The sequence below is a fragment of the Mesorhizobium sp. YM1C-6-2 genome (assembly GCF_003666685.1).
Classification (GTDB): domain Bacteria; phylum Pseudomonadota; class Alphaproteobacteria; order Rhizobiales; family Rhizobiaceae; genus Mesorhizobium_K.
Genome location: NZ_RCIZ01000004.1, coordinates 342834 through 355094, shown reverse-complemented (window position 1 = coordinate 355094; position 12261 = coordinate 342834). Strand labels below are relative to the sequence as shown.

At 64.0% G+C, this 12261-nt stretch carries 10 protein-coding genes; 7 read left to right on the top strand and 3 right to left on the bottom strand.

Going from position 1 to position 12261, the window contains the following annotated elements; genetic code table 11:
- Window positions 1-69: 69 nt before the first annotated feature.
- From D8676_RS13505 to D8676_RS13490, 4 genes are all read left to right on the top strand, one after another.
- Entirely contained in the window at window positions 70-1272 is a 1203-nt protein-coding gene (locus tag D8676_RS13505) for a pyridoxal phosphate-dependent aminotransferase (protein WP_121581406.1), read from the top strand.
- A 28-nt stretch (window positions 1273-1300) separates the two neighbouring features.
- Window positions 1301-2485, top strand: coding sequence for a hypothetical protein (locus D8676_RS13500; RefSeq protein WP_121581405.1), 1185 nt, complete (start codon window positions 1301-1303; stop codon window positions 2483-2485).
- Between the two features lie 272 nt (window positions 2486-2757).
- Window positions 2758-3612, top strand: a complete 855-nt coding sequence (locus D8676_RS27330) for a hypothetical protein (RefSeq protein WP_183097090.1) — start codon at window positions 2758-2760, stop codon at window positions 3610-3612.
- A gap of 15 nt (window positions 3613-3627) precedes the next feature.
- The gene (locus tag D8676_RS13490) at window positions 3628-4803 is read left to right on the top strand and encodes a glycosyltransferase family 1 protein (RefSeq protein ID WP_147448194.1); all 1176 of its coding nucleotides are present in this window, start codon (window positions 3628-3630) and stop codon (window positions 4801-4803) included.
- A gap of 3 nt (window positions 4804-4806) precedes the next feature.
- On the opposite strand, the gene D8676_RS13485 is transcribed toward D8676_RS13490, so the two are convergent.
- Window positions 4807-5202 (bottom strand): cupin domain-containing protein, encoded by a 396-nt coding sequence (locus tag D8676_RS13485; RefSeq protein WP_121581403.1) that lies wholly within the window; start codon window positions 5200-5202, stop codon window positions 4807-4809.
- Window positions 5203-5441: 239 nt separating this feature from the next.
- On the opposite strand from D8676_RS13485, the gene D8676_RS13480 reads away from it, so the two are divergent.
- Window positions 5442-6284: a hypothetical protein gene (locus D8676_RS13480; RefSeq protein ID WP_121581402.1), complete on the top strand. Its 843-nt coding sequence runs from the start codon at window positions 5442-5444 to the stop codon at window positions 6282-6284.
- A gap of 7 nt (window positions 6285-6291) precedes the next feature.
- On the opposite strand, the gene D8676_RS13475 is transcribed toward D8676_RS13480, so the two are convergent.
- On the bottom strand, window positions 6292-7590 hold the full coding sequence (locus tag D8676_RS13475) for a phenylacetate--CoA ligase family protein (protein WP_121581401.1): 1299 nt from the start codon (window positions 7588-7590) through the stop codon (window positions 6292-6294).
- 384 nt (window positions 7591-7974) lie between these two features.
- Here D8676_RS13475 and D8676_RS13470 point away from each other — a divergent pair, with 384 nt between their 5' ends.
- Window positions 7975-10032 carry an elongation factor G gene (locus D8676_RS13470; RefSeq protein WP_121581400.1) on the top strand — a complete coding sequence of 686 codons (2058 nt, stop codon included), beginning with the start codon at window positions 7975-7977 and terminating at the stop codon, window positions 10030-10032.
- 42 nt (window positions 10033-10074) lie between these two features.
- On the opposite strand, the gene D8676_RS13465 is transcribed toward D8676_RS13470, so the two are convergent.
- Window positions 10075-11784: a winged helix-turn-helix domain-containing protein gene (locus D8676_RS13465; protein WP_121581399.1), complete on the bottom strand. Its 1710-nt coding sequence runs from the start codon at window positions 11782-11784 to the stop codon at window positions 10075-10077.
- Window positions 11785-11994: 210 nt separating this feature from the next.
- Here D8676_RS13465 and D8676_RS13460 point away from each other — a divergent pair, with 210 nt between their 5' ends.
- Window positions 11995-12198, top strand: coding sequence for a hypothetical protein (locus D8676_RS13460; protein WP_121581398.1), 204 nt, complete (start codon window positions 11995-11997; stop codon window positions 12196-12198).
- Window positions 12199-12261 lie beyond the last annotated feature (63 nt).

The following is a 12261-nucleotide window of genomic DNA, read 5'->3' as shown; positions in this document are numbered from 1 at the left end:
CGGCGGGATGGGACTAAAGAGAGCCGCGGTCGACAGACCGCATCACCCTCTCATGGAGTTTCTTCCGTCATGGCCTTTCTTGCCGATGCCCTTTCACGCGTTAAGCCCTCCGCAACCATCGCGGTCACGCAGAAAGCGCGCGAGCTGAAAAATGCCGGCCGTGACGTGATCGGGCTCGGCGCCGGAGAGCCGGACTTCGACACGCCGGACAACATCAAGAACGCAGCGATCGACGCGATCCGCCGCGGCGAGACGAAGTATCCTCCGGTGTCGGGCATCGCGCCGCTGCGCGAGGCGATCGCGAAAAAATTCAAGCGCGAGAACAATCTCGACTACAAGCCTGAGCAGACCATCGTCGGCACCGGCGGAAAGCAGATTCTTTTCAACGCTTTCATGGCGACGCTTAACCCCGGCGATGAAGTCGTCATCCCCACCCCCTACTGGGTCAGCTATCCGGAGATGGTGGCGATCTGCGGCGGCACGTCTGTGTTTGCCCCGACCAGCATCGACAACGGCTTCAAGCTGTCGGCGCAGGCGCTCGAGAAGGCGATCTCGCCGAAGACGAAATGGCTGGTAATGAACTCGCCGTCCAACCCGTCCGGCGCGGCCTACACCGAGGCAGAGCTCAGGGCGCTCGCCGACGTGCTGCTCAAGCATCCGAATGTCTGGATCCTGACCGACGACATGTACGAGCATCTGACCTATGGCGATTTCGTCTTCAAGACGATCGCCGAGGTGGAGCCCAACCTCTACGAGCGCACGCTGACCATGAACGGCGTCTCGAAAGCCTATGCCATGACCGGCTGGCGCATCGGCTACGCGGCCGGCGACGTCAAGCTCATCAAGGCGATGGACATGATCCAGGGCCAGCAGACATCAGGCGCCTGCACCATCGCCCAGTGGGCCTCGGTTGAGGCGCTCAACGGGCCGCAGGACTTCATCGCCAAGAACAAGGCGATCTTCCAGGGCCGCCGCGACCTCGTCGTGTCGATGCTCAATCAGGCGCGCGGCATCACCTGCCCGTCGCCGGAAGGCGCCTTCTACGTCTATCCGTCCTGCGCCGGGCTGATCGGCAAGAAGACGGCTGGCGGCAAGGTCATCGACAATGACGAGACCTTCTGCTCCGAGCTTCTGGAGGCCGAGGGCGTGGCGGTGGTGTTCGGCTCGGCCTTCGGGCTCGGGCCCAACTTCCGCATCTCCTACGCCACGTCGGAGAAGCTTCTGGAAGAGGCCTGCACGCGCATCCAGCGCTTCGCCGGCTCGCTGAGCTGAGCCGGCGCGGCAGGCGGGTCGGTAGGCGATGCTGGGCGCCCTGCTCGCTTGGGAAGGCGGCAGGGGCCGTGGCCATGTCGTCACGCTGAAAACGGTCGCGGAAGCCGTCCGCGACCGCTTTGAGTTCGATGCCGCCCTGTGCCGCGTCGAATACAAGCACGAGCTGACCGAATTCTGCGAACCCGTCCAGGGTCCATGGCTGCCGTTTTCGGACGAATACCGAAAATCCAAGGGCAACCCGCGCACTGCGACCTGGGGCGAGTTCATGGGGGATATCGGCTTCCGCAGGCCCGAAATCCTGCGCGAAAGCATCGGCTGGTGGCAGCAGGTGATGCGCGACTGCGAGATCTCCCTCGTCATCGCCGATTGTGCCCCATGCGCCCTCCTGGCCGCGCGTGGCCTCGGCATCCCGAGCGTCGCGGTCGGCACCGGCTATCTGGTTCAGCCTGCCGGCATGGAGAGCTTTCCCGTCCTGCTGCCGCGCCACGCAACGCTGATCCATGACGAAGCGGAGATCGTCGAGACGATCAATTCGGTGATCCCGGATTTCGGCATCCCGAAGCTGGAGCGGCTGCCACAGGTCTATGCGAGCACCGACCAGCTCGTCTTCACGCTGGACATGCTCGACCCTTACGCGTCGTGGCGGTCGCAGCCGCTCCTGCCGCCGGTGACCGGCGGCAGCGTCGAACCCGATCCTGGCGGCGACGAGATCTTCATCTATTTCTCGACCAGCGAGAAATCCGATCCCGGGCTCATGGAAGCCATCGGCGACCTCGGCGTGCCCGTCCGGCTGTTCATGCCGGATATCGACGACGCCATGGCTGAAGACTTCACCCGGCGCGGCGTGCTGGTCGAGCGCTCACCGGTGCCGGTCGAGCTGATCGCCCGGCGTACCCGCCTGATGGTCAATGCCGCACAGCACGGCACGCTCTGCCTCGGCCTGGCGGCGGGGCTGCCGCAGGTGTCCGTGCCGCAGGACCTGGAAAAGCAGTACCACGCCGACGCGGCGGCGCGCCGAGGCGTGTTGATCAGCGTGGACGAGAAGGACCGGGGCGCCGAGAGCTTCCGGTCGATCCTTCTCGACGCCTATGAGGACACCGGCCTCGCCCGACGTGCGAGGGACCTGGCCGAGGAACTGAAGCCGCAATTCCAGGCAAACCAGCGCAAGCTGATCCGGCGGCGTCTCGCGGCCGTCATGGACAACAGGATCTAGCCCGACCGGCTGCCGGGGGCTGAAGCCCGAATCCGGCGTGGTTCACGCCGATCGGGCCGCCGCCCAACGTTTTCGCCGCCGAGCTCTCCGAAACTGTGACGTTTTGGCGACACCCTGTTGGTTTTCCGGCGTTTTTCGCCTCGAAACCTCCAGGTAAGTTCGGGGGAGGCCTTTCCTTTACGTCAAGCCGTGTGGCAGCTTCCCGATGGGACGGGCCCTGCGGGGGGTACTCCATTTATTTTATGTGTTTCGACTGTTCGATGAGGCGGGCAATGAAGAATTCGGTTTCCTATATCGCGATTATCGCCGTGACGGGGATTATGGGGTCGGCGGCTTTCGCAGCCGATGCCCCGGCCAATTTCGAAGAGCGCTTCGAAGGAACGAAGCCTGCGGTGTCGGGCATCAACGGCAAGATCGAAGCGGCTTATACCTATATCGATGTCGATAATTTCGGCGACACGAACATGGGCAATGTCGCCGGCGCCATTTCCATCCCGCTGGGACAGCAGTTCGGCCTGCAGATCGACGGCGGCATTGCCGGCGCCGACGACTTCGGCACCACGTTCGGCGGCGCCGTGCACGCGTTCTGGCGCAATCCCGACGTCGCGCTTCTCGGCTTCTACGGCGACGTGGTGCGGCTCGACAGCGATTTCGACGCCGACCTGACCAACTGGCGCTTCGGTGCCGAGGGCGAACTCTATCTGGATCGGTTCTCGGTCGAGGCGTTTGTCGGCGGCGACTACACCGACGGCGACGACTTCAACGAAACCTATTTCTCCGCCGAGGCCCTGGCCGCCTTCTACGTGACCGACGACTTCCGCATCCATGCTGGCGTCGGCCACCGTTTCGACGAAACCTCGGGCCGCGTCGGCGCTGAAGCGATCCTGCCGTTCGGCAGCCGCAACGTCGCCCTGTTCGGCGACGGCATCTTCGGCGAAGACGTCACGACTGGCCGCGTCGGCCTGCGCGTGTATTTCGGCGAGCCCGGCAAGTCGCTCATCCAGCGGCACCGCGAGGACGATCCGCGCATCCGGCTGTTCGACTTCCAGGGCTTTGGCATCGACGGCGTCGACGAAGGCGACGATATCTGCACCTACCCGCAGCCGTGCTATCCTCCTTTGGGCTAGGCGATGCCGCGAGCCTTGCTGGCCTGGGAGGCCGGTGACGGGCGCAATCACATTGCTACATTGAAAACGGTCGCCGAAAACATCGGCGACCGTTTTTCTTTTGACGCCGCCCTATGTCGTATAACCCATCAAGCCGAACTCGCCGCCTTCTGCGATGCGGTCGTGAAGGGGCCATGGTTGCCCCATTCGAATGAGTATCGAAAAGCCCAGGGGAATCCCGATACCGCAACCTGGGGCGAATTCATGGGGGACATTGGTTTCCGCAGACCAGAGATACTGCGGAAAAGCATTGGCTGGTGGCAGCAGACGATGCGGGACCGCAATATATCCCTGGTCATCGCAGATTGCGCACCCTGCGCCTTGCTCGCGGCCAGAGGTCTCGGAATACCGAGCGTCGCCGTCGGCACCGGCTATCTGGTTCCGCCAGCAAACATGGAGACCTTTCCGGTCCTGCTGCCGCGCCACGCGACGCGCATCTACGACGAGGCGGAGATCGTCGATACGATCAATTCGGTCGTCCCGGAATTCGGCGTCCCGGAACTCAATTGGCTTCCGGAGGTGTATGCCAGCACCGACCAGCTTGTGTTCACGCTCGACATGCTCGACCCCTACGCCGCGTGGCGTTCGGAGCCGTTGCTGCCGCCCATCATGGGAGGAACCCCGCAGCCGGCACCCGGCGGCCAGGAAATCTTCGTCTATTTCTCGACAACGGAGAAATCGGATCCCGGGCTGATGGAAGGAATCGGCAATCTCGGCGTACCGGTCCGGCTCTTCATGCCCGGGATGGACGACGCGATGGCAGAGGACTTCACGCGGCGCGGCGTATCGGTCGAACGGTTGCCGTTACCGGTTGACCTGATCGCCAGGCGCACCCGCTTGATGGTCAACGCAGCGCAGCACGGGACGCTGTGCATCGGCCTTGCCGCGGGGCTGCCGCAGGTTTGCGTGCCGCAACAACTGGAACACCAATACACAGCCGAGGCGGCAGCAGGGCGCGGAAGTCTGAAAGTCGTGGACAAGCAGAACCGTGGCGCGGAGCGTTTCCGGTCGATCGTGCTCGACGCCTATGAAGACGCCGGCCTCGCCCGCCGCGCAAGGGATCTGGCGGAGGAACTGAGGCCACAGTTTCAGGCGAACCAGCGCAAATGGATCAGGCGGCGGCTGTCGGATGTCATGGCAGGCCGCGCCTGACCTTCAACCCGCATACTGCTCGTCCGAGACCTTCTCCAGCCACTCCACGTGCACGCCGTCCAGCGCCTCGTGCATGGCGAGATGGGTCATCGCCGTCTTCGGGCCGGCGCCGTGCCAGTGCTTCTCGCCCGGCGCGAAGAAGACCACGTCGCCGGCTTTGATCTCCCTGATCGGCCCGTCCCAGACCTGCACCAGGCCGGCGCCGGAGGTTACGTGAAGCGTCTGGCCGAGCGGATGGGTATGCCAGGCCGTTCGCGCACCCGGTTCGAAGCTGACCACCGCCGCGCGCACCCGCGCCGGCGCCTCCGTCTCGATGACAGGCGTCTGCAGCACCCTGCCGGTGAAATATTTCTCGGGCGGGTGAACACTGGCAACGCTGCCGCACGGTATGATCTTCATCAGAAATTCTCCTCTCGATTTTTCTGCAATATCAGTGCCTTATCAATGACGGTCCACTACATTAGACCCCCTTAATTTGTCGCATTACTACAACACCGCCCTCATTTTGCACGCGCGCGCTCCCCAAGACTGCATATCGCGAACCGTACCATCTTCCTTCATCCCCGAAGGTCGTGCATCAGCGAGATGTTGAAATAAAGCCGGACGATGTGAATCGGTCGGCTGATTTTGGGGTAACAATGAAAAATTCAGTTTCTTATTTCGCCATCATCGCCGTCAGCGGAATGATGGGGTCGACAGCTTTCGCGGCCGATGCGCCGGCCAGCTTCGAGGAGAAGTTCGACGGTGTGAAGCCGGCCGTATCGGGCATCAACGGCAAGATCGAAGCGGCATACACCTATGTCGACGTCGATAACGTCGGCGATACCAATATGGGCGAGCTGGCCGGCTCTGTGGCATTCCCGGTCGGAGAACGCTTCGGCCTGCAGTTCGATGGCGGCGTGGCCACTGCCAACGACTTCGGCACCGGCTTCGGCGCGGCCGTCCATGCCTTCTGGCGCAACCCGGATACGGCATTGCTCGGCTTCTATGGCGACGTCGTGCGCTACGATACCGATTTCGGTCCGGACGTCACGACGTGGCGCTACGGCGCCGAGGGCGAACTCTATCTCGACCGCGTCTCGCTCGAAGGATTCATCGGCGGCGATACGGTCGATGCCGGCGGTTTCAACGAGACCTATTTCTCCGCCGAAGCCATGGCGGCCTTCTACGTGACCGACGACTTCCGCATTCACGCCGGCGTCGGCCATCGCTTCGACGACACGTTCGGACGCGTCGGCGCCGAGGCGATGCTGCCCTTCGCAGGCCGCAATGTCGCGTTGTTCGGCGACGGCACCTTCGGTGACGACGTCACCACCGCACGCGCCGGCCTGCGCGTCTACTTCGGCGAAGCCGGCAAATCGCTCAAGGATCGCCATCGCCAGGACGATCCGCGCATCCGTCTGTTCGACGTGTTCGGCGGCTCGTTCGAATCCGGCGACGACGCCAAGACCCCGCCCAGCTGCGGCGAATCCTGCACCTGAGGTCTCGCTAGACGAGACGAATGCTCGGCTCCAGCTTGCCTGATGGGCCGAGCAACTCGACGCCCCGCCTGAAGGCGACGTCCACCGGACGCCCCAGGGCCTGTCGTATCTCTCCGGCGATCTCGTCGAATTTCAGCTTCTCGTCGGCGACGTCCGACGAGAAACGGAGCTCGACGGCCTCCGGCCCGGTCTGGGCAAGCTGCCACTGCCTGACAGGAAAGATGTCGCTGAACTTCTCCATGCGGAAGATGGGAACGACGGCGGCCCCATCCGAAAAGCGGAAGAGCTGGCGCTCGCGCCCGACCGTCAAGGTCAGCTTCGGCAGGGAAAGCCCGCATCCGCAGGCGCCGCCGAGAACCCCGATATCGCCGATATCGTAGCGCAGGAGCGGCATGGCTCCGTTGGCCATGGTCGTCACCAGGATACGCCCCTCCTCGCCGTCGGCGCAGGGCGTGTCGTCGGCGCGCACGGTTTCGAGCCACACCGACTCCGCGTTGACGTGAAGGTTTCCATGGCTGCACTGCGCCGCCATGGCGCCGACGTCGGTCGCGGTATAGGCATCGAATATCTCGCATCCCGCCACCTCCCGCGCCAGCGCCCGGTCCTCACCGGTGACGAGTTCGCCGACACTGATCAGCCCGCGGAGGTCGGGCACCGGTCCCGCGCCTGCCCGCAACGCGTGAAGCACGCGCCTGAAATTGCTCGGCTGCGTGTTGAAATAGGTCGGTCCGACCTGCGCAAGGAACGCGATCTGCTCCTCCTCGCTCGCCGGGTGGTGCAAACGGAAATAGGGAGCAAAATCCGGGCCGGCCAGCCACTCGGGAAACCACGTATCCTGGATCGGCACGCGGTAGGGCAGCAGCGGATGCCGGGCACCCTGCAGGATGACGAGGGCAAGCCTGGGATCGAGCCCGACCCAGCAATAATAGCGCGCCATCAAGGCTTGCTCGACCAGTTTCGTCCTGTCGGTGATCAGTACCGTCACCGGCTTGCCGGTCGTGCCCGACGTGGAGCGTTCGTGGATCTCGCCGTGCAATGCCGGGCACCGCGTGCTCGTCAGGGCGCCCTTGTGGTCCTGGAGGTCGTGCCGCGACAGCGGCGGCAAAGCGTGCCAGGCCTCGCGATCGATGCGACCATCGGCTCCGATCACACCGTCGAGTCTGTCCCGATAGTAGGGCACGGTCTGCCGCGCATGGCCGACGATAGCGGCGAGCGCCTGCCCCGCATGGGCTTCGCGTTCGGGCAGCGGCAGTGTGGCCGAGACCATCAGACTGTCGAATATCTGCTCGGCAGGTGAGCGCGCCATGTCATTCCTTCGGGGAAACGGAGCGGGACCAAGTCGGAAACGCTCGGGGACATTCGGACAATCCCGGCCGAACGCTTAGCGCATGTCTCCTGAAAATGGGACTGGTTCGGGATGGGTCGTACGCAGAAACGGGAGCCCGGAGGACGCAGCTATCCTTGGAAGGCACGGCGCTGTTCCTTCAAGTGCGGCTTTCGTGAACGTCGGAACGCCACCCAACAAGCCCTTGCCCTTGGCCGCGACAAATGGAACGATGGATATGGGCAATGGCTGAAGACCACGCCCCGCGACGGCCGAAGGCCGGCCGCCGCTCATCTGGAAACGCCCTCGCGACGGCCGAAGGCCGGCCGCCGCTTGCAGGTAAACGCAAGAGTGGAGGCCAGCATCATGGGAAGTCGCGCCGGAGGAAGACGCACGGGACCGAAATGCATCGCCATCGTCGGTCCCTTCGCCAGCGGAAAAACCACCCTTCTTGAAGCAATCCTCGCCCGAACGGGCGCCATTCCCCGCCAGAATCCTGTTTCGTCCGGCAACACAGTTTCCGATCATTCCCCCGAAGCGAAAGCCCACGCGATGAGCGTCGAGGCTTCGGTCGCTACCGTCGACTTCATGGGCGACAGCCTGACCTTCGTCGATTGCCCCGGCTCGGTTGAATTCGCCTTCGAGGCCGACGCCGTGCTTGCCGCCTGCGACGTCGCCGTGGTGGTCGCGGAGGCCGACGAGAAGAAGATCCCGGCTCTGCAGCTCATCATGCGCAAGCTGGACGAACTCGGCGTGCCGCGCATCCTCTTCCTCAACAAGATCGACAGGACCGCCGCCGGCGTGCGCGACACGCTGAAGCTCCTGCAGCCGGCGAGCGCGGCACCGCTGCTGCTCAGACAGATCCCTCTGCGCAAGGACGACGCCGTCATCGGCTCGATCGACCTGGCCCTGGAGCGCGCCTACATCTGGCGCGACTTCGCCGAAAGCGAGGTGGCGGAAATCCCCGGCGACGAAAAGGCGCGCGAGATCGAGGCGCGTTTCTCGATGCTCGAGACGCTCGCCGACCATGACGATCTCCTGATGGAGCAGCTTCTGGAAGAAAAGGAGCCGCCCCGCGACGAGGTCTTCGACGATCTCTCGGCCGACCTGCGCGACGGATCGGTGATCCCGGTGCTGATCGGCACAGCGGAGAAGGGCAACGGCGTGCTCCGGCTTCTCAAGACGATCCGCCATGATGCGCCCGATGTCGAGGCGACGGCGAAGCGGCTCGGCGTTCCCGACGGCGATGCAGCGGTGGTCCAGGTGATGAAGACGATCCACACCGCCCATGGCGGAAAGCTCTCCGTCTCGCGCATCCTCTCCGGCTCGGTCGCCGACGGTTCGGAACTCTGGCTGTCGTCGTCGGAGACCGCCAAGGTGTCGGGCATCTACCGCATGCTCGGCAAGGACCAGGCCAAGCTCGCCGCCGCGAAGGCCGGCGACACGGTGGCGCTCGGCAAGCTCGACGGTGTCAGGACCGGGCAGACGCTGACCTCGGCCAAGGGCGGCATCGCGCCGCTGGTGACGCTGGAGCCGCCGCAGCCGGTCTACGCCTTCTCGCTGCGGCCCAAGGAGCGCAAGGACGAGGTGAAGATGTCCGCGGCGATCCAGCGCCTGGCGGAAGAGGACCCCTCGCTCACCTTGCATCACAATCAGGATTCAGGCGAGACGGTGCTCTCCGGGCACGGCGAGATGCATCTCAGGGTCACGGTGGAGCGGCTGGAAGGCAAGAACCAGATTCCGATCGACGTGCATGCGCCCGGCGTCCCCTACCGGGAGACGATCCGCAAGGGCGTCACCCAGCGCGGCCGCCACAAGAAGCAGTCTGGCGGCCACGGCCAGTTCGGCGATGTCGTGCTGGACATCAAGCCGCTGCCGCGCGGCTCGGGTTTCAAGTTCACCGACACTATCACCGGCGGCGTGGTGCCCAAGCAATATATTCAGTCGGTTGAAACGGGCATCCGCGAATATCTGAAGTCGGGGCCGCTCGGCTTCCCGGTCGTTGACCTCGCCGTCAACCTGTCTGACGGCTCCTACCATGCGGTCGATTCCTCCGACATGGCGTTCCAGATGGCGGCGCGCATCGGCATGAAGGAGGGCATGGCGCAATGCTCGCCGACGCTGCTCGAGCCGATCATGAAGGTCGAGATCGCCACCCCGTCGGAAGCGACTGCAAAGATCACAGGCATCGTCCCGCAGCGCCGCGGCCAGATCCTCGGCTACGACGCCCGCCCAGGCTGGCCGGGCTGGGACGTGGTCGAGGCGACCTTGCCGCAATCCGAAATCGGCGACCTGATCATCGAGCTGCGCTCGGCCACCGCCGGCGTCGCGAGCTACAAGGCTACGTTCGACCACATGGCCGAACTGACCGGGCGCCTTGCCGACCAGGTGATGAACGCCGCCGCGGGCGGCAAGGCGGCCTGACCGGACGTTGCCGGACGCGGATTTTTCCTCGTCCGGCATAAGTCAGTTGGACGTCGTCCGCGCCCGCTCCGCATCGCAGCTGGGTGTCCGGTAGGCACCGGAGTACCGGGCCAGTTGCGCAGTCGTCATGCAGACCGGCAGGCCAGCCTTGGCAGCGCTCTCCGGCAGCAGGGTTTCGTCCGCGAAGTTCTGGTAGGGATACATGCTCTCGGCCGTCCAGTCCGGATTGAGGTGCAGCACCCTGGCGGCCGACTCCATCGACTGTTTTCCCATTCGAAGTTGCGCGGCGCTCATCGCGACATAGGCGGCCTGGTTGGGCGACTCGCCGAGCTGCTTGGCGTAGCTATAGGCTTTGCCGAATTTTCGTGCCGCGAAATAAGCTGCGGTAATAGGATAGTTCCACCACGAGGGGTGGCGAGGATTGAGCTTCAGGGTTCGCTCCACAAGCTGGATGGCGCGGCCGTTCTCCCAACCGCCAAGGCTCCAGGCCAACTGCATCAGGATGTCAGCATTGCTGGAGCCGAGCCGCAGCGCCAGTTCCCGATAACGGTCCGCCTGCTCGTCGTCGCCTTGATTGGCATATGCAAGGGACATCATGAAATTGGCGCCGGCGTCGTTCGGGCCGAGCACCAAGGCTCTTTCAGCATATTTCCGCTGGCCGTCGACCGTTGCCGGATAGTCGATGGGCGAGCCGAGATCCGTCTCGACGGAATAGACGACGGCCATGTCGCGCACGAGCGGCATGAAGTCCGGTGCGAGCCTCAATCCTTTCTCGAAATAAGCGCGCGCGTCAGTCATGCCCTGCACGGTCATCTGATGTTTCGCCTCGATGCCGAGCAGCCAATAATCGTAGGCATTCAGGTCAGTTGCGTTCTTGCGCCGCGCCAGCGCCCGCTCGGCCTCGACGATTTGCCCCTGCCAACCGGTCAACGTCGCCGCGATCTTCTCGGTGATCTCATCCTGGATGGGGAAGAATTCGGCGGCATCCCGGTCATAGCGTTCCGACCAGACATGCGCACCGGTTCTTGCATCGATGAGCTGCACGGTCACGCGCGTGTGGTAGCCGTCAACCTGCAAGCCACCTTCCAGCACATAATCCGCCTTGAGCGCCTTGCCGATCTCGCGCACATCGCGCGCCTTGCCACGGTACGCCTCGGTCGAAGTCCGCGCGATGACCGGAACGTCGCGGAAGCGGGCCAGATCGGTGATGATGTCTTCGGTCAGGCCGTCGGCAAGTCGGTCCCACTTTTCGTCACCATTGATGTTCTGGAACGGCAGTACGGCGATGGCCGGCGGCTCGGTCCCTGTTTCCGGGACCGGCGCCAAATATGCCGTTGCCATCCCGATCAGTATGAGGAGGCCGGCGGCAAGCCCTAGCCAGGACTTCCGGGCAAGCACAAGCGCCCGGACGCCCCTCGGCCTTTCGCGCTCGGTCGCCTTTTCCGCCTCCAGCAGATAACCGCGTTTCGGCAAGGTACGCACGATATCGTGCTTGTCGTCGCCGAGTGCTTTCCTGATTTCAGTGATGCACTGTACGAGACTGTCGTCGGTGACGGCGATGTTGCCCCACACCGCCTGGACCAGTTCGTCCTTTCCGACCAGCTTACCGGGCCGCGCGGCGAGCAGCTTCAGCACCTCCGCCGCCTGCGGCCGCAGCCCGACCTTGTGTCCGGCTTCGTCCGTAACGATCCCACGCTGAAGGTCGATCGTGCGACCGTTCAGGCTGAGCGCAGTCTGCGCCGGGCTGTCCATCGCAGTTCTTCCCCCAGGGTAAGACTGCCCAGGATTTATTAGCTGAAGCTACTGCAAAGGCGGCCGCCGCACCAGCATTCCAAAGGATTACCGGCTTCCATCGGCAAAATTTCGTCGGATTTCGTCTGGCGGACGGCTCGTTTTCGTTACGAACGGCGCCGCAGGGCCCACGCTCTTCTCCAGCCCAAAATGGCGAGAACGGAGGGAGCCATGATCGAACTCATCATCGCCGCCTGCCTTGCGACAGGCGAATGCAGGGAAAGCCGGCTGGCCTACGACGCGACCGATGTATCGCTGATGACATGCATGATCGCCGGCCAGACCGAGGTTGCCCGCTGGCAGCAGCAGCATCCGAAGTGGCAGATAAGGCGTTGGCGCTGCGAACTGGCCAGACAGAACGGCTGGGTCCTCTAGCCGTTTACAGGAGCTACCCGGGGCAGGCACACAATGTCGTGACGAGCGAAATATCGCATTCCT